Here is a 23,226-nt window from a genome sequence, read left to right as displayed (position 1 = left end):
CAACCTCCCCCCACTTCGCGGGGGGAGGAGTTGAGCGTCGGAGCGGCGGAGTTCCCTCCCCCGTCGAAGATGGGGGAGGGTTAGAGTGGGGGCCCAACGCGACCACCCAACTTTCACTCCCCCAAAACCGCCATCGTCCCCGCGTTCGGGCAGACGCGGCGGTGCGTGTCCACATCGTCGTCGTCGAGCAGGCGGCGGCAGGCGCGCGTGATCCCGCAATGGGCGCAGGTGCGCTGAAGGTCGTGCATCACCTCCCGCTGCTCCCGGTCGAGGGCATCCGCGTCGATGCCGTAGCGGGCGAGCGCCAGCGGCAGAAGCTCGTTCACATGGCGGGCGTGCAGGATGTCGAGCAGGTCGGCGTCGCTGATACCGGTGTCGTCCCGCAGACGGCTGCGGTCGCGCGGGTCCAGGGCTTCCAACTCCCCAGGGCCGGCCACCTCCCGGATCAGGCGGGCCAGCCAACCTTTGGACGGCGTCACGATCATGGCGGCCTCCTGCGTTGCGTGCCCGAAGGCTAGGCCCGCCGCCGGGGCCGGAGCCTTGATCCACGTCAAAGGTCCCGGCCGCTACCCCCTAATCGATCGGCAGCCCCACATAGTTCTCGGCAAGCGCGGTCGCCGCCGCGTGCGAATGAACGACATAGTCGAGGTCGGCCAGATGGATGCGCTGCTCGAACGGGGTCTCCGCCTCGTTCCGGTGCAGCATGGTCGTCATGTACCAGGAGAAGCGTTCGGCCTTCCAGATGCGGCGCAGCGCGGTGGCCGAATATTGCTCCAGCCTCTCCAGCCGGCCGGACCGATAGTGATCCACCAGCCCGCGCGACAGCACCACCACGTCGGCCACCGCGAGGTTCAGCCCCTTGGCGCCCGTGGGCGGCACGATGTGCGCGGCGTCGCCGGCGATGAACAGGCGGCCGCGCTGCATCGGGTCGCAGACGAAGCTGCGCATGGCGATGATGCCCTTCTGGAAGATCGGCCCCTCCGTCAGGCTCCAACCGCCCTTCGTCGCCAGGCGCGCGTGCAGTTCCGACCAGATGCGGTCGTCCGACCAGTGGGCGATGTCGTCCTTCGGGTCGCACTGGATGTAGAGGCGCTGGATCTCCGGCGAGCGGGTGCTGAGCAAAGCGAAACCGCGCTCGTGGTTGGCGTAGATCAGCTCCGGGTGGGAGGGCGGCGCCTCGGTCAGGATGCCCAACCAGCCGAAGGGATAGACCTTCTGGTAGTCCGTCCGCACCGCGGCCGGGATCGCCGCGCGGCTCGGCCCGTGGAAGCCGTCGCAGCCGGCGATGAAGTCGCAGTGGATCTCCTCCACCTCTCCATCCTTGCCGCAGCGATACCGAATCTTCGGCCGGTCGGTGTCGAGGTCGTGCAGGCTGGTCTCGCCGACGTTGAAGACGATCTCGCCGCCGTCCTCCAGCCGCGCCGCGACGAGGTCGCGGATCACCTCGTGCTGGGCGTAGACGGTGACGCGCTTGCCGCCGGTCAGGCCTTCCATGTCGATGTGGTGGCTGTCGCCGTTGAAGCGCAGCGTGATGCCGGAATGGAAATGCGCCTCCCGCATCATGCGCGCGCCGAGGCCCATCTCGTTCATCAGATCGACGGTCCACTGCTCCAGCACGCCGGCGCGGATGGTGCCTTCGATTTCGGCGCGGCTGCGGTTCTCGACGATGACGGACTCGATGCCCTGGCGGTGCAGAAGATGCGCCAGGAACAGGCCCGCCGGCCCCGCCCCGACGATACCGACCTGGGTGCGGCGCACACAGGTCCCGCCACGGTTCACCATGCTCCGTCTCCTCCCCTCGGGTGGCGGTCAGTATTGTTTGTTATACCAACATTTTCAAAGATGATATACTTGGCGGGGAAGCGCAACGGCTCCTCTTGGTGCTTTGGTGTCTTGGTGGTGAATCCCTCCGACCGCCCGACGCCCGCCCCGAAATGATGCTTTTGCCCAGGTTGCGCCAAGCTTCAGCCCGTTGATACCATCGCCGCAAACTGTTGGCTTGGCAAACCAAGCCACAAAAATCGGCTTGGGAGGATCGACGATGGACCGCGCGCAGACGGCGCACATCGACGAGCTTGTCCGCGTTTCGGGCGGCGTGGCCTCGGCACGCGACGCCGTCATCCAGGACTCGTGGCGCCGCTGCGTCGCCGACCACAAGCTCGACCCGGCGGTGCGGCGCGAGGCCTACATCCTGCCGCAAGACCGGCTGCGCGTGCACCGCGACGCCATGGACGAGTTCCTGCGCATGGCCCGCTTCGGGCTGGAGGCGCTGTACCGCCAAGTGGCCGGCATGGGCTATGTGCTGCTGCTGACCGACAGCAACGGCATCACCGTCGATTTCATCGGCGACCCGACCTTCGACAACCACCTGCGCCGCGCCGGGCTCTATCTGGGGGCGGACTGGAACGAGGGGCGCGCCGGCACCTGCGCGGTCGGCACCTGCATCGCCACGGGCGAGCCGCTGACCGTCCACCAGACCGACCATTTCGACGCCACCCACATCGGCCTGACCTGCACGGCCTCGCCCGTCTACGACAGCGGCGGGGAGCTGGCCGCCGTGCTGGACATCTCCGCCCTGCGCTCGCCGGAGCCGAAGATCAGCCAGCATCTGGCGCTCCAGATGGTCCGCGCCTACACGCACAAGATCGAAAACGCCAACCTCTACAACAACTTCCGGCGGGAGTGGGTGGTCAAGCTCTCCGCCTCGCAGGAGTTCGCGGAGGTCGATCCGGACGTGGTCATCGCGCTGGACGGGGCCGGGCGCATCATCGGATTCAACCACCGTGCCGCCCAGGTCCTCCTGCCCGGCGACAACAGTGGGGCGCCTCTGCTCGGTCGGTCCTTCGCCGACCTGTTCGAGGCGGAGGTGGACGACCTCGTGCGTTTCGTCCGCTCCATGCCGTCCGACCAACGCACGCTGCGGCTGAGGCGCTGCGGCACCTCCCTGTTCGCGCAGGCCATGCCGCCGCCGGCCGTCGCGGTGCCGCGCCCTCGCCCCGTCGAAGAGACCACGCTGCCGGAACCGCTCCAGGCCGTGTCGGGCGGCGACCCGGCGCTGAAATCCATGCTGGGGCGCGCGGCGAAGCTGGTGAACACCCGCATGAGCCTGCTGATCCACGGCGAGACCGGGACCGGCAAGGAGCATTTCGCCAAGGCCCTGCACCGGGCGAGCGTGCGCGCCCGCAAGCCCTTCGTCGCGGTGAACTGCGCCGCCCTGCCGGAATCGCTGATCGAGAGCGAGCTGTTCGGGCACGAGCCCGGCTCCTTCACCGGCGCGGCCGCGCGCGGCAAGAAGGGGCTGGTGCTGGAGGCCGACGGCGGCACCCTGTTCCTGGACGAGATCGGCGATATGCCGCTGTCCTCGCAGACGCGCCTGCTGCGCGTGCTGGCGGAGCGGGAGGTGACTCCGGTCGGGCGGACCCGCGCCGTGTCGGTGGACGTGCGGGTGATCGCGGCGACTCACCGCAACCTGATCGACCTCGTGAAGGCCGGCTCCTTCCGCGACGACCTGTATTTCCGGTTGAACGGCGCCGTCTTCACCCTGCCGCCGCTGCGCCAGCGCGGCGACCTCGACTGGCTGATCGGGCGGCTGCTGGCCGAACGGGTGGAGCGCGAAGCGGTCGACTACGCCCTCACCGCCCCGGCGCTGGAGGCGCTGCGCGCCTACAGCTGGCCCGGCAACGTGCGGGAACTGGTCAACGTCCTCGACTACGCCTGCGCGGTCTGCGAGGGCGGGCGCATCGAACTGGACGACCTGCCCGACCCGGTGCAGCGCAGCGGCGAGTACGAGGCTTGGCCGGCTCCGGTGGATGGCGACGGTCAGGCCGACCGCCTGCGCGAGGCACTGCGGCGGATGCACTGGAACGTGTCGGCCGTGGCGCGGGAGATGGGCGTGGACCGCTCCACGGTGCACCGGCAGATGCGCCGCTACGGGATCGTGCCGCCGCATCGGGAGTGACGGGCTGGAGAGCGATTCACCACAGAGACACGGAGACACAGAGATCTTTTAGCAACGGCCTCGATCATCGACGCAATCACGAGAGCCCGAACCTTTCAAAATTCTCCGTGTCTCCGTGTCTCTGTGGTGAATTCACGTCCCCCACGCCACACCTGTGGCATCCGCCTGCAACAGTCCGCGCAACACCGCCCCACCCCGCACCCCCGCCAACCCCCGGATTTCAAAGACAGTCCGCCCTGCCAACAAACTGGCACGCCCGCTGCAATGCCCTCCCCGACGCAGAAGTTGGAAGGGAGTGCAGCGTGGCCCCCGTCGTCGGCATCATCGCCAACCCCGTCTCCGCCCGCGACATCCGCCGGGTCGTCGCCAACGCGGCGAGCCTGCAGATCACCGACCGAGCGAACATCGTCCTGCGCGTGCTGGCAGCACTCCGCGCCTGCGGGGTGACGGACGTCCTGATGATGCCGGAGAAGGGCGGCATCCGCGGCCATGTGGAGCGCGGCGTTGTCCGCGCCCGCGCGCATGGCGACACGCCCTACCCGGCCATCCACCTCGTCGACATGCCGGTGACTGGCACCGTCGCCGACACGCACCGCGCCGCCGCGGCCATGCGGCAGGCAGGCGTGGCGGCCATCGTCGTGCTGGGCGGCGACGGCACGCACCGCGCCGTGGTCGCCCATTGCGGGAGCATCCCCATCGCCGGCATCTCCACCGGCACCAACAACGCCTTCCCCGAACACCGGGAGCCGACCATCACCGGGCTGGCCACCGGCCTCGCCGTCACCGGCAAGGTCCCCGCCCCCGTTGCCTTCGCCGCCAACAAGCGCATCGACGTCTGCGTCAACGGCGGGGAGCTGCGGGAAATCGCGCTGGTCGACGTGGCGCTGGTGACGGAGCGCTACATCGGCGCCCGCGCGCTCTACCGGACGGAGAATTTCCGGGAGCTGTTCGTGACCTTCGCCGACCCGGAGGTGATCGGCATGTCCGCCATCGCCGGCCTGCTGGAGCCCGTCGCCCGCGACGAGAGCGGCGGCCTGATGGTCCGCCTCGCCACGCCGGAGCAGCGGCAGGCGGGCACCTGCGGCACGATCCTGCACGCGCCCATCGCGCCGGGCATGATCACCCCCGTCGGCGTCACCGACTGGCGCCGCATGCCGGCCGGCGTGCCCTTCGTGCCGGAGATCAAGGCCGGCTCCATCGCGCTGGACGGCGAGCGCGAGGTCTCTTTTTCGGCGCGCGACCGCGTGTCCCTGACGCTCAGGGACGACGCCTTCCGCACCGTCAACGTGGGCGGCTGCATGCGGTTCGCCGCCCAGAACCGGCTGCTGGCCGGTGCCCCGGCGCCGTTGCCGGCGACCGCTTAACAATCAAGCCCAAAAACCAAGAAGGGGAGAAACACCGTGACCGAGAATCCTTTCCCGCTCGACCGCGACGACCTGCTCAAAGCCTACCGGATCATGCGGACCATCCGCGAGTTCGAGGAACGGCTGCACATCGACTTCGCCAAGGGCGACATCCCCGGCTTCGTGCACCTCTACGCCGGTGAGGAGGCCAGCGCCGCCGGAATCATGATGCACCTGAAGGACAACGACCGCATCGCCTCCACCCACCGCGGCCACGGGCACTGCATCGCCAAGGGCGTGGACGTGCACGAGATGATGGCGGAGATCTACGGCCGCTCCACCGGCGCCTGCCGGGGCAAGGGCGGGTCGATGCACATCGCCGACCTGTCCAAGGGCATGATGGGCGCGAACGGCATCCTGGGCGCCGGGGCGCCGCTGGCCTGCGGGGCCGCGCTGGCAGCCAAGGTGCGCGGCGACGGCGGGGTCGGCATCAGCTTCGTCGGCGACGGCGCCTCCAACCAGGGCATGTTCCTGGAAAGCCTGAACCTCGCCGCCGTGTGGAACCTGCCGGCCATCTTCGTGGTGGAGAACAACGGCTACGCCGAATCCACGGCGCGCGACTGGGCGGTGGCGGTGGACTCCTACATCGACCGCGCCAGCGGCTTCGGCCTGCCGGGCGTCACGGTGGACGGCACCGACTTCTTCGCGGTCTACGAGGCGGCGGGCGAGATCATCCGGCGGGCGCGCGAGGGCGGCGGGCCGGCGCTGCTGGAATGCAACATGGTCCGCTTCTACGGCCATTTCGAAGGCGACGCCCAGACCTACCGCGCCAAGGGCGAGGTGGAGGCGATCCGCGCCAGCCGCGACTGCATCAAGATCTTCGCCGAACGCGTGATCGAGGCCGGCGTGATCTCCCGCGCCGAGCTGGAGGCCATCGACAAAGAGGTTCTGGACCTGATCGAGGACGCCGTCCGCGCCGCCAAGTCCGCCCCGCTGCCGGCCCCGGCCGAGCTGCTGACCGACGTCTACGTCGCCTACTAAAGCCTGCAAAAATCGGAGGAACGAACCATGGCCCGCAAGATCAGCATGAAGCAGGCGATCAACGAGGCGCTGGACCTGGAGATGACCCGCGACCCGTCCGTCATCGTGATGGGGGAGGACATCGTCGGCGGCACCGGCTCCCCCGGCGAGGACGACGCCTGGGGCGGCGTGCTGGGCGTCACCAAGGGGCTGCACGCCAAGCACGGCAACCGGCTGATGGACACGCCGCTGTCGGAATCCGCCTACATCGGCGCGGCTATCGGCGCTGCGACCTGCGGCTTGCGGCCGGTGGCGGAGCTGATGTTCATCGACTTCATGGGCGTCTGTTTCGACCAGATCTTCAACCAGGCGGCCAAGTTCCGCTACATGTTCGGCGGCAAGGCGGAGACGCCGGTGGTCATCCGCGCCATGGTCGGCGCCGGCTTCCGCGCGGCGGCCCAGCATTCGCAGATGCTGACCCCCATCTTCACCCACATCCCCGGCGTGAAGGTGGTCTGCCCGTCCAACGCCTACGACGCCAAGGGCCTGCTGATCCAGTCGATCCGCGACAACGACCCGGTCATCTTCTGCGAGCACAAGAACCTGTACGGGCTGGAATGCGACGTCCCGGCCGAATCCTACGCCATCCCCTTCGGCGAGGCGAACGTGCTGCGCGACGGCGGCGACGTGACCATCGTCAGCTACGGCCTGACCGTCCACCGCGCCATGGAGGCCGCCGAGGCCCTGGCCAAGGACAAGGTGGAGGCGGAGGTCATCGACCTGCGCACCCTGTCGCCCATCGACTGGGACACGGTGATCGACAGCGTGGAGCGCACCGGCCGGCTGGTCGTCGTCGATGAGGCGCACCCGCGCTGCAGCATCGCGTCGGACGTCGCCGCCTTCGTCGGGCAGAACGCCTTCGGCGCGCTGAAGGCCGGGGTGCAGATGGTGACGGCGCCGCACGTACCGGTTCCCTTCTCCCCGGTGCTGGAAGACCTCTACATCCCGAACGCGGCCGCCATCGCCGACGCGGCGCGGCGGACGCTGGCCCCCACCGGCACCTCGCCCCGCAGCATCGCCGCCTGACCCGGAGCCGCCTTTCATGCAAACTGACCGCATCAAGCCCATCGTCATGCCGAAATGGGGCCTGTCCATGTCGGAGGGCAAGATCACCGGCTGGCTGAAGCAGCCGGGATCGACCGTCAACGTCGGCGACGATCTGCTGGAGGTCGAAACCGACAAGATCACCAACGTGGTGGAGGCCGGCGACGCCGGCACGCTGCGCCGGGTCCTGGCGGAGCCCGGCAACGTCTACCCGGTGAAATCGCTGATCGCCGTGCTGGCCGACCCCGACGTGCCGGACGCGGAGGTGGACGCCTTCGTCGCCGGCTTCGCCGTGCCGAAGGGAGACGACGAGGAGGGCGGGGAGGACGCTGGCCCGCAATACCTCTTCGCCGACACGCCGGCCGGGACGCTCCGCTACGCCAAGCGGGGCGACGGCGGCCCGACGGTTCTGCTGGTGCACGGCTTCGGCGGCGACCTCGACAACTGGCTGTTCACCATCGACGCGCTGGCGGAGAAGGCCACGGTCTACGCGCTGGACCTGCCGGGCCATGGGCAGTCCACCAAGGCCATCGCCGACCCGTCGCTGGCCGGCCTGTCGGCGGCGTTGCTGGGGTTCATGGACACGGTTGGCATCGGCTCCGCCCACCTGGTCGGGCATTCCATGGGCGGGGCGGTGTCCATGCGGACGGCGCTCGACGCGCCGGACCGCGTGGACTCGCTGGCGCTCATCGCCTCGGCCGGGCTGGGGCGGGAGATCAACCAGGCCTACATCCAAGGCTTCGTCGCGGCCACGGGACGGCGCGACCTGAAGCCGGTGCTGGAGCAGCTGTTCGCCGACACCAGCCTCGTCAGCCGCCAGCTGGTCGAGGATCTGCTGAAGTACAAGCGGCTGGACGGGGTCGACGGCGCGCTGCGGGCGCTGTCCGGGGCCCTGTTCGCGAACGGGGAACAGGCGAGCGTGCTCGGCGGCGATGTGGCCGCCGCGGGCAAGCCGACGCTGGTCGTGTGGGGGAAGGAGGACCGGATCATCCCGGCCGCCCATGCCACCGCGCTGGGCTCCAACGCCCGGACGGAGGTGATCCCCAACGCCGGCCACATGGTGCAGATGGAGGCGGCCGGCACCGTGAACGCCCTGCTGAAGGAGCATATTGGCAGAGGGTAAATTCTGCAACGGGAGCCGGTGCGTGGTCGCGCCGGGCCCCCACCCTAACCCTCCCCCACTTCGCGGGGGAGGGGATTAACTCCTTCCCCCGCCGAAGGTGGGGGGAGGTTGGGAGGGGGGCCCAACGCAACCTCTCCCCCCTCACAAAATCAACCTCTGCACCCGTTGCGACAGCGGTGCGTATCCGGCGAAGCCCGTCAGCAGGTCCCGGTCCAGGATGGTCAGCCGCCCCTCCGCGACGTGGGCCATGCGCCGGTCGCGCAGTTCCGCCAGGGAGCGGTTCACATGCGTGCCCGACAGCCCGGTCGCGTCGGCGAGGTGGCGGCGGCGCAGGGGGAACTCGCAGCAACCGTCGGTCAGTTGCCCCGCCATTTCCAGGCGCTCGGCCAGTTCCAGCATCAGGTAGGCGATGCGCTGCGGCCCCAGCGTGCGGCCCAGCACGGCCAGCCGGCTGTCGGCGCGCCGCTTGTCCTCCACCAGCGTGTGGATCAGGGCCCGGTTCAGCGCGGGGAAGCGCGCGCAAAGATCCTCCAGACTGGGCGCGCGCAGCCGGCAGAGCAGGACGGGGGTCAGCGCGGTGACCTCGTAGTCCCAGTCGCCGACCAGGGCGACGTGCAGGCCGAAGACATCCCCCGGCAGCAGGAATTCCAGGATCTGCCGCGACCCGTCGGCCAGCCGGATGGAGCGGAAGGCCCAGCCCGAATAGAGCGTGTAGATGTAGCCGCCGGCCGGGCCGGGTTGCAGCAGGCGCGCCCCGGCCGGGCGGGACAGCTGCCGTTCCCGCAGTTCGGCGACGTATTGCAGCTCGCCGTCATCCAGCGGCTTGAACAGCCGTGTCCGCCGCAGCGTGCAGTCAAGGCAGGCCACGTTCGGGACACGGGCTGAGGCCTGGGGGCGTGTCGTCGTCATCGTTCCTTCAGACCCCAGTTGCCGAGAACGGGATCGCCTGCGCAACCTCCGCTTTCTCAACGAACAGGTGCGACGCGCGTTCCCCGCGCAACGCCGCGGCCGGTCGCGGGTGATGTCCGTCGGGGTTAGCCCGGCCGCGCCCGCATCCCCTTGTGCGGGCTTTTCTGCCAACCCGTCCTGAAGGATTGTCCCAATCGGCCAGTTTGGGAATTATGCCCTAGAGCGGATGCACGGCCCGGACCTTCCCGGCACCGCGTCACCGATGGGCGCCGTGGGCGGGCGCGCAACCAGAGGAGCGGGTGTCCGGCATGGCGATCCAATCGGTGGTGGAACCTCTGTCGGGCAACCCGGCCATCGACGCCCTGCTGGACGGGGAACGGTGGAACAGCAACACGCTGACCGTCGGATTTCCGGTCGCGTCCTCCTCCTGGGAGAATTACGGCGCCGGCAGCGAGCCCTTCACCGGCTTCACGACGCTGAACAGCGCGCAGCAGCAGGCGGTGACCGCGGCCTGGGGAAGCTGGGCGGCGGTCGCCAACCTGACCTTCGTGCCGGTGTCGGAGCCCACCCAGACCGCGGATCTCCGCTTCGCCGGCACGACGGAGGCGAGCACGGCCTACACCTACCTGCCGACCGACGTGCCCCAGGGCGGCGACGTGTGGTTCGGGCGGCCCCTGACCGACGTCCCGTTCTGGGTGCCCGGCAGCTACCAGTACGCCACCGCGGTGCATGAGATCGGCCACGCGCTGGGGCTGAAGCACCCGCACGACCCCGTCGTGACCGGGGTTACGGCGCCCGCGGCGACGGATTCGGTCGAGCTGTCAATCATGAGCTACCGATCCTATCCCGACGCGCCGCTGACCGGCTACGTCATCCCCCGCGGGTCCTACCCGACCACCCCGATGCTCAACGACATCGCGGCGATCCAATACGAGTACGGCGCCAACTACGCCGCCAACGCCGGGGACACCGTCCACCGTTTCACCCCCGACCAGAAGACCATCTTCCAGACGGTCTGGGACGGCGGCGGCACCGACACCTACGACCTGTCCGCCTACACGACCGGCGTGTCCGTCAACCTCCAGCCCGGCGGCTGGAGCACCCTCTCCACCGCGCAGTTCGCCCGGCTCGACTACGCCGACCCGACCAGGCTGGCGCGCGGCAACGTCGCCACCGCCTATCTCCACAACGGCGACACGCGGTCGCTGATCGAGAATGCGGTGGGGGGCATCGGCAACGACACCATCGTCGGCAACCAGACGGCGAACGTGCTGATCGGGGGCACCGGCGCCGACCTGCTGCAGCTGCCGGCGGACGGCCTGGGCGACATGATCCTCTACGCCAGCCCGGACGACGGCGGCGCGCCCGGCCAACCGGCCGGGTTCGACCAGGTGACCGGCTTCGAATCCGGCATCGACAAGCTCGCGCTGGGCGGGTCGCTGCGCAGCGCCATCGACCGCAACGGCGACGGGATCCTGGCGGGAGCGGTGCGTGGTCCCGGCGAACTCGACGGGCCGACCGACGAGGCGGTGCGGCTGTCCGCCCCGCTGGCCGGGCTGACCGACCCGGACTTCGCCAGCCTTCTCGCCGCCGTCGGCCCGTTCGTCGGATCGGCACCGGCCCACGACGTCCTGGTCCTGGCCAGCGACGGGACGAACACGGGGGCCTATCTGGTCCGCGACGCCGGGGCGCCGGGCCAGTCCGTCGCGTCGTCCGACGTGCGCCTGCTCGGCCTGTTCTCCGGCAACGCCAACGTCGGGTTGGGCGACCTGACTCTGGTCTGATTCCGACGAGACGGAAAAGCGGCCCGGGTTGTGGCGCAGGCCACAGCGGCGGCCGGGCCATGGGCGTACGGTCCATCCATCGGACACAGCCTTCCCTTCCTCCCGTCCCCGAACCTCCGGCCGGCAGCCTCTGCCGGCCGGCTTTTTTCTGACTCCCATTCATCTGACGAATACAGGTATGACGCCGGGCTGTCCGTGTTACGCTGAGTGTACGGGGCAGAGGGAGACGGGATCGGAATGGCCATCGACTTCGACAAGGTCGTGACGGTCAGCGCGGCCAAGCAGATCGCGGAGAGCATCCGCACGGCCATCATGGACGGTCGGCTGAAGGTCGACGAGCGGCTGCCGACGGAGGACGAGCTTGCCCAGCGCTTCCAGGTGTCCCGCCCGACCGTGCGGGAGGCGCTGAAGCGGCTGGCGGCGCAGCATCTCATCCGCTCCCGCCGCGGCCCCACCGGCGGAAACTTCGTGGCGAGCCCGGCGCCGGAGGAGGCCGCGCAGTCGCTGGCCAACGCCACGACGCTGATGGTCGCCGTTGGCGACATCAGCCTGGACGATATGGCCACCGCCCGGCTGGAGCTGGAAACGGTGTGCTGTCGCCTGGCCGCGCAGAACCGGACCGACGCCCAGCTGGAAGCCATGCGCCTGGAGGTGGAGCGCCAGCGCGACCCGGCGCTGACCGACGAGGAGTTCTGCGCGTCCGACGTCCGCTTCCACCGTGCGCTGGTCGACGCCGCCGGCAACGCCCTGCTCGGCTACCTGATGCACGCCGTCGTGGAGGCGCTGGAGCCGGTCAGCAACATGATCATCTTCCGCGTCCGCGACCGCCTGGTCGTCGCCGACCTGCACGAGCGCATCCTGCGCGCCGTCGAGGCCCGCGACCCGACGGCGGGAGCGGAAGCCCTGGCCGACCTCGTCGCCTACACGCGCGACCGCTACGGGGAGGCTTTGAAGCGGCGTGCGGAGCGTGCGGGGTGAGCTTGGTGGGTCCTGGCGTTGGGCCCCCCTCCCAACCTCCCCCCACTTCGCGGGGGGAGGAGTTTAGCGCGGGAGCGGCGGCAGTCCCCTCCCTCGCCGAAGGTGGGGGAGGGTTAGGGAGGGGGCCCAGCGCAACCACCTCCCACAATCAACCTCACCCCTTCAAATCCACCACCACACGCCCGCGGATCTGCCCGGCGAGGATCTTCGTCGCCAGGTCCGGCAGCGCCTGGAAGGGCTGAACCTCGTACATCGCCGCCAGCTTGTCCTTGTCCAGGTCGCGGGCCAGACGGGTCCAGGCGGCGTTGCGGCGGTCCGGCGGGGCCATCACGGAATCGACGCCCAGCAGGGTCACGCTGCGCAGGATGTGCGGCAGCACCGTGCCCGGCAGGTCCGCCGAGCCGGCGAGACCGCAGGCGGCGATGGCGCCGCCCCACACGGTCTGCGACAGCGCGTTCACCAGCGTCTGGCCGCCCACGGAATCGACACCGCCGGCCCAGCGCTCCTTCTGCAAGGGCGCGCCTTTCTCCAGCAGGGCGGCGCGGTCGATGAAGCCCGTGGCACCGAGGCCGCGCAGGTAGTCGTGCGTCTCCGGCCGGCCGGTGGAGGCTACCACCGGGTAGCCGCGCTTGGCGAGCAGGGCCACCGCGACGGAACCGACGCCGCCGGCCGCCCCGGTGACCAGGACTTCCTTGCCGCCCGGCTGGATCACGCCCCACTTCTCCAGCGCGTCCACGCAGAGCGCCGCCGTGTAGCCGGCGGTGCCGATGCCCATCGCCTCTTCCAGCGAGAAGGCGTCCGGCAGGCGCGTCAGCCATTCCGGCTTCAGGCGCTGGAACCGGCTGTAGCCGCCCCACTGCGTCTCCGACAGGCCCCAGCCGTTCACCACGACCTTGTCCCCCGCCTTCCAGTCCGGAGACCGGGACTCCACGACGGTGCCGGCAAGGTCGATGCCGGCGACCATCGGCAGCTTGCGGGCGATGCGCCCCTTGCCGCTGACCGCCAGCCCGTCCTTGTAGTTGACGGTCGAATAGGCGACCTCCACCAGCACGTCGTTGTCGGGCAGGTCGGCCAGCGTCAGGCGCTTGAAGCCGCCCTTGGGCTTACCCTCGGCATCCTCGATCACGAAGGCATCGAAGCTCTCGGCCACGTCGGAGTCCTCCCATCCATGAAGACGCATGACGAACGGCGTCGTCGTGAATTGGGACGCTACGCGCTGCTCCCCTATTTGTCAAACAAATAGGAATTTAGCGCGAGGCTGCGGCGTTGAGCTTCTCGATGGCCGTGTCGGTCGTCCACAGCGCGTTGGCGAGCCAGCGGAAGTTGGTCAGCGCGGCGAGATAGCCGTCGCCTTCCGGGATCTTGCTGGCGGCGGTCGCGTCGCGCACCACGGCAACCTCGAACCCGTGCTCCACGAAGTCGCGCAGATGCGATTCCACGCAGAAGTTCGCGGCCATGCCGGCCAGGATCACCTGGTCGACGCTCTTCTTGCGCAGCTGGAACAGCGTGTCGTTGGTCTGCGGCCCGGCGATCTTGTGCGGCGAGCAGACGATGGTCTGGCCGTCCTGGATGATGTCCTTGTATTCCGGCATCCAGTCGGCGCCCGACCCGGCGAAGCCCTCCAGCGACAGCGCGCCCGGCCGGTCGAACATGTGCATGGCGTGCATCAGCGCCTCGCCCGGTGCCGCGAAATCCCATTTGTGGTCGTGCGGGAAGTAGTAGTGCGGGGAGATCACCACCGGGATGCCGGCCTTCTTCGACGCCTGGAAGAGGCGCAGCAGGTTCGGGACGGTGTTGTGCTCCGTGATGCTTTCACCGAAGGCGCCCCAGGCGGCGCCCTTCGGGCTGAGGAAGTCGATCTGCGGGTCGGTGACGACCAGCGCGGTCCGGCGCAGGTCGAGCGTCATGTCGCGCTTCGGCAGGACCGGGTTTTCCGGATCGGCGTAGGGATCGCGAGCGGACGCGTTGTGGGTGTCGGGCATGGTGCGTTTCCTCGTTGAGCGGTTATGGTGCCCCGCGCCGGTCAGCGCGGAGGCGGGGCGTCCGCGGGACCGATGTCCGTCGCGGTGGCGCGGGCGGCCAGGGCGACGAGGCCGGCGGCCATCGCGCGCAGGTTGGCCTCCGTGCCCGCAGCCCCACCGTGGCGCTCGGCCAGCCAAACGGGATCGTTGACGGCCAGCCAAGTCCGTCCGTCCTCGTCCTGCCAGACCAGCGCCTTCAGCGGCAGGTCGATGGCGATGGTCGGGACCGCCTGCATGACCGGCGTGCCGGCCTTCGGGTTGCCGAAGACCAGAACCTCCGTCGGGCGCAGGGCCAGCCCGGCCTTGGCCGCGGCCGCCGCGTGGTCGATGCGCGCGGCGATGCCGATTCCGGCCTCGCTGACGGCGGTGACGAGCCGGTCCATGGTCTCCTTCGGCCCGAAACGGCTGGGGGAAACGATGAGTCCTTGCGCGGATGGCGTTTGCGTCATGGTCCGCTCGCTGTTGCCGGCCGCGGCGGCCGGCGGGGGTAAGGACGCCGCCGCCAGGGCGGCCAGCAGCGCCCCGGCGGCCAAGCGCGTTATGGGCACGGCTTGCGGTCGGCGGCCTCTTCCGCGAAGCGCGCTTCCACCTCCGCCATCTTCCGGGCCAGCTCGCCCGGCGTCAGGACGCCCTTCTGGAAGAGGATGTTGGCGAAGGCGGCGATCCAGCGTTCGTAATAGCTGAGCTTGCCGACCATCTCGCTGCCCAGCGCCTCGACACCGCGGCGCTTTTCCTCGGTGTTGATGATCTTGTGGAAGTCGAGCACGTCGGCCAGCGCGTGGCAGCGCTTCTCCCACGGCTCCAGCTCGTGCTCCACGCGCTGGATCGGCTCGGCGGGCAGGCCGCCGATGTCGTTCGGCAGGCGCTTCACCAGATGTTCGGTCGCGGTCATTGCAGCGTTCCTCCGGGCGCAGGGGGCGCCGTCAGGGTTACCGGCACCACGCCGATCATCGCGTCGCGCGTCACCAGCGCCGCCAGCTGCTCCTCGCTGAAGCCCTCCGTGCCATCGGGCCGCCGGGGCAGCACGAGGTAGCGGACCATCGCCGTGGAATCGCTGACGCGGATTTCCACGTCGTCGGGGATGATGGTGCCGAATTCGGCCAGCACGGCGCGCGGCTCCACCACCGCGCGCGCCCGGTAGGCCTTCAGCTTGTACCAGTCCGGCGGCAGCCCCAGCACCGGCCGCGGGTAGCAGGAGCACAGCGTGCAGACGATCAGGTTGTGGACCTTGTCCGTGTTCTCCAGGACGATCAGCTGGGTGTCGTCGTAGAAGCTGATCCCCAGCTCCTCGCAGGCGGTCCGCCCGTTGGCGAGCAGGCGCCGGCGGAAGTCCGCGTCGACCCAGGCGCGCGCCACCACCTTGGCGCCCAGCGCCGGGGTGCGGGAGTCCAGCACCTCGATCTGGCGCCGGATCTCGTCGGGGCCGATCAGCCGCCGTTCGACCAGCAGTTCGCGGACCGCCGTCTCCATGATCTCGTAATAGCCGGGCATCCCGGTCTGGGCGATCTCGGCGTGCGGGTGGTCATGATCGTGGCCATGGTCATGATCGTGGTCATGATGTTGATTCTGCTGGCCCATTCGTCAGATCCTCTCAAGCCACGTCTCGAAGACTTCGATGCGCAGGCTGTCGGCGGCGTTGCCGCGATAGTCGGCCCAGATCGCCGTCATCGGGACGGCCACGCGGTAGTAGTGGCGCCGCGATCCGGCGTTGCGGCCGTAGCCTTCCTCCTCGTTGTCGATGGCGGCCGGTCGGATGACCGCCTCGACGGAGGCGGCCTTGCCGCGCAGGTACAGCGGGACGCGGTAGTGGCCGACCGGGGACAGCGTCCGGATGCGGACGGCGTCCCCGGGCGCGAAGGCCGGCTCCTCGCCGTCCGCGGGCACGACCCCGGGAATGCGGCCGCCATGGGCGGGCGTCGGTGATGGCATGCGGAATCCTCGTGTCAGGAGCCCTTCGGCCCGGCTCAGCCGGCCAGCGTGGCGTCGAGCGTGATGTCCGCCTTCAGGAGCTTCGAGACGGGGCAGTTGGCCTTGGCGGCGCCGGCCAGCCGTTCGAAGGTCGCGGCGTCGGTGCCCGGAATCGTGGCGTTCAGCGTCAGGTGGATGGCCGTGATGGCGAAGCCGCCCTCGACCTGTTCCAGCGTCACGTCGGCGCGGGTCTCCATGCGCTCCGCCTTCAACCCGGCCTCGCCGAGGATCAGCGACAGGGCCATGGTGAAGCAGCTGGCGTGGGCGGCGCCGATCAGTTCTTCAGGATTGCTGCCGCGCTGGCCTTCGAACCGGCTGGCGAAGCCGTAGGGATAGGCGTTCAGCGCGCCGCTTTCCGTCGAAATGGCGCCGCGCCCGTCCTTCAGGCCACCGCGCCATTCGGCCGAACCGTGTCGCTTGATCTTCATGCGTGGTTTCCTCCTCGATGCCGCGCCCTCGACGCTGTGCGGGGTCCGGCGGCTTGGATCATGTCCGTTGACGAAAGAACGAGGTCGGGTCCAGGCAGGATGTGGGGGCGTCATCGCCGCCCGGCCCGACCTCCATGCCCGGCCCAGGAGCCTGCCGGGCAAACCGGCTGAATTGCGGTTTGGGTAGCAATACCGATGGATGCCGTCTCTGCGCCGTGTCCTGCAACGGCGGTGCTCGACACATGCCGGAACTTAGGCGAACACTGGCAGGACTTATAGAACGATGCGCCCGTCTTTGGGACCGCGCGCAGGAGTGCTTCAGCCGACTGCGCGGCGGCTGGCGACCAGCCGCTGCATGGCGTCGGCCGGCATGGGGCGCCCGAACAGCCAGCCCTGGCCGTAATGGCAGCCCAGGTCGCGCAGGCGCGGCACGACGCCGTCGGTCTCGATCCCCTCGGCGACGACCTGCAGGCCGAGCGCGCCGGCCAGCTGCAGCATCGCCTTGGTGATGGCCGCCGTCCGCGGGTGCTCCGCCATGCCCACGACGAAGCTGCGGTCGATCTTCAGCACGTCGATGGGGAAGCGGTGCAGGTAGCTGAGCGACGAATAGCCGGTGCCGAAGTCGTCGAGCGACACCTGCGCGCCCAGCCCGTGGATCGCCTCGATGACGGCCAGCGCGCGTTCCGGATGGGCCACCAGCACGCCCTCGGTGATCTCCACCTTCAGGCGCTGCGGCGGGAAGCCCGTGTCCTCGATGATCGCGGCCAGCTGGTCGATGACGTCCAGCGACGCGAAGTGGCTGCCCGACAGGTTGATGCTGAGGAAGGGCGTGTCCTCGCCGTTTCCCGCGCCCTGCGCCGCCAGCACCGCCCGCGCGGCCCGCTCGAAGACGTGGAGGTCGATGGCGCGGATCAGGCCGCTGCGCTCCGCCGTTGGGATGAAGTCGGCAGGCATGACCAGCCCGCGTTCCGGATGGCGCCAGCGGACCAGCGTCTCGAAACCGGCGAGCCGCCCCGACCCCAGCTCCACGATGGGCTGGAAGAAGGGTTCGAGCGCGCCCTCGGCCAGGGCCTGCCGGATCTTCAGGTCATCGATCAGCAGGGAGAAGACGTCGCCCTCCCCGCCTTCCGCCGAATCCTCCAGGGAGGCGGAAGGCACGTCATCGGTGCGCTGCACCAGGGCGCGTTGCGCGTGGCGCATCCGGGCGATCAGGACGTGCAGCAGGCGGCTGAGCAGTGGGTCGGCCCTCTCCAGGTAGCCGCGCAGCACGTCCCGGGTGATCACCAGCAGCTCGACCGGCTCCAGCGCCCGCGCCGTGGCGGAGCGCGGGTGGTCGTCGATCACCGCCATCTCGCCGATCAGCTCGCCGGCGCCCAGGCGGGCCAGCACGACCGGCGGGCCGTCCCGTCCGGTGACGATCTCCACCGAACCCGAACCGATCAGGTAGGCGTGGTCGCCCGGCTCCCCTTCCGAGAAGATCCGCGCCCCCGCCTCCAGCTGCAGCACATCCATGGCGCCGGTCCGGTCAAGATCGATCATCGCACACCCCGGAGTTCCTTCCCCATTGTGCACCGGAACACCCCTACGGCAAAGACCGGCCGCGCAGGCAGTCCTCCAGGCAGGACAGGAACGCCCCGACGTCGAGCGGCTTGGTGAAGAAGGCCGTGGCGCCGCCTTGCAGGGCGCGCTCGCGCAGCCGGTCCGACGCCAGCCCGGTGACGAACAGGATGGGAAAGCCGAGCCCCAGGCGCCGCACGGCCTTCTGGAGGTCGAGGCCGTCCATGCCGCCCATGTGGATGTCGGTGACCAGGCACGCCGTCTCGTCGCGCTGCGGCGAGTCCAGGAACTCCTCCGCCGAGGCGAAGGTCTGCACCCGCAACCCGAGCGAGCGCACCAGGCTGGCGGTCGCCGAACGGACGCCCTCGTCGTCGTCGACGATCGAAATGAGGTGAGAGTGCGGCACTTGGGGGATCCCCGGAAGCGACGGGTTGTCGCGGCACGTCCGCCGGCCGTCGCTACAAGGCTATAATCTCACCCCACACAACCGAGACACTATACACAAGTCTGGTAGCGGCCCACGGACGCAACCCGGACCTGCAAGGTCTCCGCCATCCGGACAAGATCCGCCAGCGACTGGGCGCCCATCTTCTTCATAACGTTGCCGCGGTGGATCTTCACCGTGATCTCGCTGATGTTCAGCTTGCCGGCGACCTGCTTGTTCATCAGCCCGGCGGCGACGAGGCCCATGACTTCGCGCTCGCGCGCGGTCAGCGTCTCGTAGGTGGCCCGCAGGCGGTCGCTTTCGTCCTCCTGCTGGCGGCGTCCGCGGTCCGTCCGGATCGCCTCCCCCACCGCGGCCAGCATGTCCTCCTCGCGGAAGGGCTTGGGGAGGAAGTCGACCGCGCCGGCCTTCATGCCGCGCACGGTCATGGGGATGTCGCCGTGGCCGGTCATCAGCACCACCGGGATCGGCCGGTCGGAGCTGGCGAGCTGTGTCTGGAAGTCGATGCCGTCGATTCCCTGCAACCGCACGTCCAGGACCAGGCAGCAGGGCGACGGGGACCGTCCGTGGGCCAGGAATTCCCCCGGCGACGCGAAGACCACCGCCCGCAGGCCCACGGACCGGAACAGGCTGGACAGGGCCCCGCGGACCTCCGGATCGTCGTCGACGACGAACACCGTCGGCGTGTCATCGCCGGGTGTGTCGCCGGACCCGTCGTTGGAGGCCCCGTAGGGGATCGTCGAAGCCATCAGGCGCCCTCCCTGGCAACCGGAAGCGTGAACTGGACCGTCGCGCCGCCGCCTTCATCCCCACCGTTGTTCGACGCCCAGATGCGGCCGCCGTGCGATTCCACGATCGACCGGCAGATGGACAACCCGATGCCCATGCCGTTCGACTTCGTCGTGAAGAACGGTTCGAACAGCTGGCCCAGGTCCGTCTCGGCGATGCCGACGCCGCGGTCCCGGACCGCGACGCGGATCATGTCCGGGTCGGACCGCGCGACGTCGATGAACAGGACCCGCGACGGGCCGTCCACAACGACCAGCGCCTGGATGCTGTTCAGCAGCAGGTTCATGATCACCTGCTGGATCTGGATGCGGTCGCCGAGGACTTCGGGCAAGCCGGCCTCCATGGTCTGGCGAAGCGTGATGCCGCCGGTCGCCAGCTCGCGCTGGACCAGCACCAGCGACGCGTCGACCACCTCGCACAGGGCGAAGCGCTCCTTGCGCGGAACGCTCTTGCGGCTGAGCGCGCGCACGCGCTCGATCACCTCGGCGGCCCGGCGGCCGTTGTCGAGCATGTGGGTGAGGCAGGCGGCGGTTTCCTCCGCCCCCGGCGCCTCGCGCTTGAGCCAGCGCCGCCCCGCCTCCCCATAGGTCACGATGGCGGACAGCGGCTGGTTCACCTCGTGCGCGATCGAGGCCGCCATCTGGCCGAGCGTCGACACGCGCGAGGCGTGGGCCAGCTCGGCCAGCGTGCGGGTCAGCGCCTGCTGCGTGCGGTTGCGCTCCGTCACGTCCAGCATGGTGACCAGCACCCGTTCCCAGCGCGTCGCCTCCGCCGGGATGGTCAGGCGCAGCAGGACGTCGATCCGCTCCCCCGCCAGGGTCTGGAACGACGTTTCCGCCTCGCCCCGGCCGTCCCCGTCCCACATGGACGCGACCAGCCGCGCAAAGGTCTCTTCCGCCTCCGGCGTGGAGATGGCCGATCCGACCGAGCCGAGCAGCTGCCCGCGCTCCGCCGCCTGGAACAGCGCGACGGCGGTCTCGTTCACGTCCGTCACCGCGACCATCCCGACGAGCCGCCGGACCAAGGCCCGGTCCTGGAGCAGATGGGCGCGGACGTCGGTCACGCCGCTCGCCTCCAGCCCTTCCAGGGCGGCGAACAGGCGGGAGAAGTCGTTTTCCCAGATCGCCACCCCGGCGTTCTGGAAGATCAGGCGGTAACGATGTTCGGCGTTGCGGATGCTGGCGTCGGCGCGCTTCCGCTCGGTCATGTCCGCGCTCGTCTCGATGACGTCGCCGCGCTCCCCGCCCGCGGCGGGCCGCCACAGCAGGCGGGTCTGCAATTCCACCGGCTGTCCGTCGCGGCGGGTGCGGACCAGGTCGCCGCTCCAGGATCCCGTGGTGCGCAGCAACCGCTCGATCTCCTTGACCGGGACCGGAAAGCGCGTGCCCAGCAGATCCTGGCAGCGGGCGCCGACGGCTTCGTGCCGGGTCCAGCCGTACAGCTTCTCCGCCCCGCCGTTCCAATAGCGGATGATGTCGTCGGCGTCGCAGATGATGACCGTGTCGTGCGTCAGGTCGAGGATTTCGGCCTGCTGGCCCAGGATCCGCTCGGCGGACCCCTTGCGCAGGGCGAGCAGCGTCGTGATCGCGATGGCGGCGAGGCTGACCGCAAGCCGCAGGTGGCTCGCCCCCCACGGCTCGCCATAATGCATGGCGAGGAAGCTGCCGACGGCAAGAAGCGCACAGCCCAGGCCGGTCAGCAGGACCGTGCGCGGCGCGCAGTCCTCCGCCACCAGAAGGACGATCCCCGCGTACAGGACGGCGACCGCGCTGGGCAGGGAGGTGCCGGAATCGACCAGGAACACCAGCGCCGCCAAGGGCAGCGCCATGGCCGCCCGCCAGCCGCCCCGGCCCCACGGCCCCGCGAGCCGCAGGGCCGCCCGCGGCTCCGAATATGCCTTTCGCGGGGACCCGGTCATTTTCGCTAAGCCCGAAGGTTCTATTCCTGCGCAGGCTGGAATTTTCCATGCGCGTCCGGGGGCGTCTTGAACAGGTTGAATGTTTTTGTCGAATCCGCACATCGACGGCGGGGCGACGGCTTGGGCGGAGCCGTTCCGGCTGCACGCGCCGGGGGTGGCCGGCATCGTCCAATGGTCAGAAGAACAAAATATTCGAAAAATTGCTTCGAATTTCGCTGTGGACAGCGAACATGTGCTCTGCCAACGTTCAAACAAATCGCACGCGCAACCCAGGGCGGCATATGCATTTCGGAGGACGGGATGTTGGGTCTGATCAGTGGCTCCGAATTGAAGGCAAAATTCAACGCTTTGGATAAGTCGCAAGCCGTCATCGAATTCGATATGGACGGCACGATCATTTCAGCGAACGAGAATTTCCTCACGGCGGTCGGCTACACGCTGGCGGAGATCAAGGGCAAGCACCACAGCATCTTCGTCGATCCCGCCGAACGGGACGGTGCCGCCTATCGCGGCTTTTGGGACGCCCTGCGCCAGGGCCGGCACCAGACGGCGGAATTCCGGCGCATCGGCAAGGACGGGCGGGAGATCTGGATCCAGGCGAGCTACAACCCGATCCTGGGCGGCAACGGCAAGCCCGTGCGGGTGATCAAGTTCGCCACCGACGTGACCGAACGCAAGCGGCTGTTCTCCGATTTCCAGGGCCAGATCGACGCCATCAACCGCTCGCAGGCCGTCATCCATTTCGCCATGGACGGCACCATCCTCGACGCCAACGGCAATTTCCTGACGGCGCTCGGCTACAGGCTGGACGAGGTGCGCGGCCGGCATCACAGCATCTTCGTCGATCCCGCCGAACGGGACGGCGCAGATTACCGCCGTTTCTGGGAAGCCCTGCGCAACGGCCGCTACCAGGTCGCCGAATTCCGGCGCATCGGCAAGGACGGGCGGGAGGTCTGGATCCAGGCGAGCTACAACCCGATCCTCGATCCGGCCGGGACGCCGGTCAAGGTCGTCAAGTTCGCCACCGACATCACCGCGCAGGTGCGGGAACGGCTGCGCCGCAGCACGGTCCAGACGGAGATCGACGGGGAACTGGGCGCCATCACGCGCTCGATCGCGACCGCCAACGAACAGGCGGAAAGCGCCGCCCTCGCCTCGACCCGCATCTCCTCGAACGTCCAGGCCGCCGCGTCCGGCGCCGAGGAGCTGGCGGCGTCGATCGGCGAGATCGGGCGCCGCATGACCGACGCGGCGCAGGTCACCGAACAAGCGGTCGACCAGGCCGCCCGCACCAACAGCATCATGGCCGGGCTGGCGGACGCGGCGAACCGCATCGGCGACGTGGTGACCCTGATCCAGCAGATCGCCAACCAGACCAACCTCCTGGCCCTGAACGCCACCATCGAGGCCGCCCGCGCCGGGGAGGCCGGAAAGGGCTTCGCCGTCGTGGCGTCGGAGGTGAAGAGCCTCGCCAACCAGACCGCCAAGGCCACCGACGAGATCGCGGCGCAGATCGCCAGCGTGCAGTCCGCCACGAGCGAGGCGGTCGGCGCTATCGGCTCCATCGCGGGCGTGATCGCACAGATCAACGAAATCTCCGCCGCCATCGCCTCGGCCGTGGAGGAGCAGGGGGCGGTGACCCGCGAGATGGCCGCCAACATGACCTCCGCGGCGGAGGGCGTCGGCTCGGTCAGCCGCAGCATGAACCGCATCGCCTCCGCCACCCAGGTCGTCAGCGACTCCACGCGGAAGGTGAAGGAGACGTCGCAGGCGCTGCTGGGGTGAGGGCGGAGGCCGCCGCGACACCTAGGTATGATTGAGCGGCGCCGCGGGCCGCCTCTACCGTCTCCGCCAGGACTTGAAATGTTCCTGATCCTGGTG

General features: G+C 69.4%; 22 protein-coding genes. 8 read left to right on the top strand and 14 right to left on the bottom strand.

What is annotated here, in order from left to right; all coding sequences use genetic code 11:
• Positions 1–113: 113 nt before the first annotated feature.
• Positions 114–485, bottom strand: a complete 372-nt coding sequence (locus J2851_RS31160; RefSeq protein ID WP_209771657.1) for a hypothetical protein — start codon at positions 483–485, stop codon at positions 114–116.
• Positions 486–573: 88 nt separating this feature from the next.
• Complete coding sequence (gene pobA / locus J2851_RS31155; protein ID WP_209771654.1) at positions 574–1,782, bottom strand: 4-hydroxybenzoate 3-monooxygenase; 1,209 nt, start codon at positions 1,780–1,782, stop codon at positions 574–576.
• Positions 1,783–2,041: 259 nt separating this feature from the next.
• Here pobA and J2851_RS31150 point away from each other — a divergent pair, with 259 nt between their 5' ends.
• The 5 genes from J2851_RS31150 (at position 2,042) to J2851_RS31130 (ending at position 8,548) form a co-directional block, all read left to right on the top strand.
• Complete coding sequence (locus J2851_RS31150) at positions 2,042–3,958, top strand: sigma-54-dependent Fis family transcriptional regulator (RefSeq protein ID WP_209771651.1); 1,917 nt, start codon at positions 2,042–2,044, stop codon at positions 3,956–3,958.
• Between the two features lie 302 nt (positions 3,959–4,260).
• Positions 4,261–5,322: an ATP-NAD kinase family protein gene (locus J2851_RS36445; RefSeq protein WP_209771649.1), complete on the top strand. Its 1,062-nt coding sequence runs from the start codon at positions 4,261–4,263 to the stop codon at positions 5,320–5,322.
• A gap of 36 nt (positions 5,323–5,358) precedes the next feature.
• Positions 5,359–6,342, top strand: a complete 984-nt coding sequence (locus J2851_RS31140; RefSeq protein WP_307420681.1) for a thiamine pyrophosphate-dependent dehydrogenase E1 component subunit alpha — start codon at positions 5,359–5,361, stop codon at positions 6,340–6,342.
• Between the two features lie 27 nt (positions 6,343–6,369).
• Positions 6,370–7,407 carry an alpha-ketoacid dehydrogenase subunit beta gene (locus tag J2851_RS31135; RefSeq protein ID WP_209771647.1) on the top strand — a complete coding sequence of 346 codons (1,038 nt, stop codon included), beginning with the start codon at positions 6,370–6,372 and terminating at the stop codon, positions 7,405–7,407.
• Between the two features lie 16 nt (positions 7,408–7,423).
• Entirely contained in the window at positions 7,424–8,548 is a 1,125-nt protein-coding gene (locus J2851_RS31130) for an acetoin dehydrogenase dihydrolipoyllysine-residue acetyltransferase subunit (protein ID WP_209771645.1), read from the top strand.
• A 141-nt stretch (positions 8,549–8,689) separates the two neighbouring features.
• Here the strand turns inward: J2851_RS31130 and J2851_RS31125 are convergent, their stop codons facing one another.
• Complete coding sequence (locus J2851_RS31125) at positions 8,690–9,457, bottom strand: Crp/Fnr family transcriptional regulator (RefSeq protein ID WP_209771643.1); 768 nt, start codon at positions 9,455–9,457, stop codon at positions 8,690–8,692.
• A 308-nt stretch (positions 9,458–9,765) separates the two neighbouring features.
• On the opposite strand from J2851_RS31125, the gene J2851_RS31120 reads away from it, so the two are divergent.
• Positions 9,766–11,241, top strand: coding sequence for a M10 family metallopeptidase (locus J2851_RS31120; RefSeq protein ID WP_209771641.1), 1,476 nt, complete (start codon positions 9,766–9,768; stop codon positions 11,239–11,241).
• 237 nt (positions 11,242–11,478) lie between these two features.
• A complete protein-coding gene (locus J2851_RS31115) occupies positions 11,479–12,219 on the top strand; it encodes a FadR/GntR family transcriptional regulator (RefSeq protein WP_209771639.1) in 741 nt (246 codons plus the stop codon).
• A gap of 154 nt (positions 12,220–12,373) precedes the next feature.
• On the opposite strand, the gene J2851_RS31110 is transcribed toward J2851_RS31115, so the two are convergent.
• The 11 genes from J2851_RS31110 to J2851_RS31060 all read right to left on the bottom strand — a co-directional run bounded on the left by J2851_RS31110 (position 12,374) and on the right by J2851_RS31060 (position 21,255).
• Positions 12,374–13,369: an MDR family oxidoreductase gene (locus J2851_RS31110; RefSeq protein ID WP_209771636.1), complete on the bottom strand. Its 996-nt coding sequence runs from the start codon at positions 13,367–13,369 to the stop codon at positions 12,374–12,376.
• A 97-nt stretch (positions 13,370–13,466) separates the two neighbouring features.
• The gene (locus J2851_RS31105) at positions 13,467–14,201 is read right to left on the bottom strand and encodes a cysteine hydrolase family protein (RefSeq protein WP_209771633.1); all 735 of its coding nucleotides are present in this window, start codon (positions 14,199–14,201) and stop codon (positions 13,467–13,469) included.
• Between the two features lie 41 nt (positions 14,202–14,242).
• Positions 14,243–14,788 (bottom strand): DUF302 domain-containing protein, encoded by a 546-nt coding sequence (locus tag J2851_RS31100; protein WP_209771632.1) that lies wholly within the window; start codon positions 14,786–14,788, stop codon positions 14,243–14,245.
• On the bottom strand, positions 14,779–15,132 hold the full coding sequence (locus J2851_RS31095) for an SH3-like domain-containing protein (protein WP_209771630.1): 354 nt from the start codon (positions 15,130–15,132) through the stop codon (positions 14,779–14,781). Before J2851_RS31095 ends, J2851_RS31100 begins: the two co-directional genes overlap by 10 nt.
• Positions 15,129–15,818, bottom strand: a complete 690-nt coding sequence (locus tag J2851_RS31090) for a nitrile hydratase subunit alpha (RefSeq protein WP_209771628.1) — start codon at positions 15,816–15,818, stop codon at positions 15,129–15,131. The genes J2851_RS31095 and J2851_RS31090 overlap by 4 nt, the downstream gene beginning before the upstream one ends.
• Before the next feature lie 3 nt (positions 15,819–15,821).
• Entirely contained in the window at positions 15,822–16,169 is a 348-nt protein-coding gene (locus J2851_RS31085; protein ID WP_209771626.1) for an SH3-like domain-containing protein, read from the bottom strand.
• A gap of 35 nt (positions 16,170–16,204) precedes the next feature.
• Positions 16,205–16,636, bottom strand: coding sequence for an OsmC family protein (locus J2851_RS31080; RefSeq protein ID WP_209771624.1), 432 nt, complete (start codon positions 16,634–16,636; stop codon positions 16,205–16,207).
• Between the two features lie 318 nt (positions 16,637–16,954).
• Positions 16,955–18,175 (bottom strand): EAL domain-containing protein, encoded by a 1,221-nt coding sequence (locus J2851_RS31075; protein WP_209771622.1) that lies wholly within the window; start codon positions 18,173–18,175, stop codon positions 16,955–16,957.
• Positions 18,176–18,218: 43 nt separating this feature from the next.
• Positions 18,219–18,599 carry a response regulator transcription factor gene (locus tag J2851_RS31070; RefSeq protein WP_209771620.1) on the bottom strand — a complete coding sequence of 127 codons (381 nt, stop codon included), beginning with the start codon at positions 18,597–18,599 and terminating at the stop codon, positions 18,219–18,221.
• A gap of 89 nt (positions 18,600–18,688) precedes the next feature.
• Positions 18,689–19,387, bottom strand: a complete 699-nt coding sequence (locus J2851_RS31065) for a response regulator transcription factor (RefSeq protein ID WP_209771617.1) — start codon at positions 19,385–19,387, stop codon at positions 18,689–18,691.
• Positions 19,387–21,255, bottom strand: a complete 1,869-nt coding sequence (locus J2851_RS31060; protein WP_209771614.1) for an ATP-binding protein — start codon at positions 21,253–21,255, stop codon at positions 19,387–19,389. The genes J2851_RS31065 and J2851_RS31060 overlap by 1 nt, the downstream gene beginning before the upstream one ends.
• Before the next feature lie 390 nt (positions 21,256–21,645).
• Between J2851_RS31060 and J2851_RS31055 the strand changes: the two genes are divergently transcribed.
• Positions 21,646–23,130, top strand: a complete 1,485-nt coding sequence (locus J2851_RS31055) for a methyl-accepting chemotaxis protein (protein ID WP_209771611.1) — start codon at positions 21,646–21,648, stop codon at positions 23,128–23,130.
• The last annotated feature ends 96 nt before the right edge of the window (positions 23,131–23,226 follow it).

It is taken from the genome of Azospirillum rugosum (assembly GCF_017876155.1).
Taxonomy (GTDB): domain Bacteria; phylum Pseudomonadota; class Alphaproteobacteria; order Azospirillales; family Azospirillaceae; genus Azospirillum; species Azospirillum rugosum.
This window is presented reverse-complemented; position numbering and strand designations above follow the sequence as displayed.

Excerpts from the sequence above, each read along its gene's own strand:
- J2851_RS31160 (WP_209771657.1), bottom strand. The coding sequence starts at position 485 with ATGATCGTGACGCCGTCCAAAGGTTGGCTGGCCCGCCTGATCCGGGAG.
- pobA (WP_209771654.1), bottom strand. The coding sequence starts at position 1,782 with ATGGTGAACCGTGGCGGGACCTGTGTGCGCCGCACCCAGGTCGGTATC.
- J2851_RS31150 (WP_209771651.1), top strand. The coding sequence starts at position 2,042 with ATGGACCGCGCGCAGACGGCGCACATCGACGAGCTTGTCCGCGTTTCG.
- J2851_RS31135 (WP_209771647.1), top strand. The coding sequence starts at position 6,370 with ATGGCCCGCAAGATCAGCATGAAGCAGGCGATCAACGAGGCGCTGGAC.
- J2851_RS31130 (WP_209771645.1), top strand. The coding sequence starts at position 7,424 with ATGCAAACTGACCGCATCAAGCCCATCGTCATGCCGAAATGGGGCCTG.
- J2851_RS31125 (WP_209771643.1), bottom strand. The coding sequence starts at position 9,457 with ATGACGACGACACGCCCCCAGGCCTCAGCCCGTGTCCCGAACGTGGCC.
- J2851_RS31120 (WP_209771641.1), top strand. The coding sequence starts at position 9,766 with ATGGCGATCCAATCGGTGGTGGAACCTCTGTCGGGCAACCCGGCCATC.
- J2851_RS31115 (WP_209771639.1), top strand. The coding sequence starts at position 11,479 with ATGGCCATCGACTTCGACAAGGTCGTGACGGTCAGCGCGGCCAAGCAG.
- J2851_RS31105 (WP_209771633.1), bottom strand. The coding sequence starts at position 14,201 with ATGCCCGACACCCACAACGCGTCCGCTCGCGATCCCTACGCCGATCCG.
- J2851_RS31095 (WP_209771630.1), bottom strand. The coding sequence starts at position 15,132 with ATGACCGCGACCGAACATCTGGTGAAGCGCCTGCCGAACGACATCGGC.
- J2851_RS31090 (WP_209771628.1), bottom strand. The coding sequence starts at position 15,818 with ATGGGCCAGCAGAATCAACATCATGACCACGATCATGACCATGGCCAC.
- J2851_RS31085 (WP_209771626.1), bottom strand. The coding sequence starts at position 16,169 with ATGCCATCACCGACGCCCGCCCATGGCGGCCGCATTCCCGGGGTCGTG.
- J2851_RS31080 (WP_209771624.1), bottom strand. The coding sequence starts at position 16,636 with ATGAAGATCAAGCGACACGGTTCGGCCGAATGGCGCGGTGGCCTGAAG.
- J2851_RS31075 (WP_209771622.1), bottom strand. The coding sequence starts at position 18,175 with ATGATCGATCTTGACCGGACCGGCGCCATGGATGTGCTGCAGCTGGAG.
- J2851_RS31065 (WP_209771617.1), bottom strand. The coding sequence starts at position 19,387 with ATGGCTTCGACGATCCCCTACGGGGCCTCCAACGACGGGTCCGGCGAC.
- J2851_RS31060 (WP_209771614.1), bottom strand. The coding sequence starts at position 21,255 with ATGGCGCTGCCCTTGGCGGCGCTGGTGTTCCTGGTCGATTCCGGCACC.
- J2851_RS31055 (WP_209771611.1), top strand. The coding sequence starts at position 21,646 with ATGTTGGGTCTGATCAGTGGCTCCGAATTGAAGGCAAAATTCAACGCT.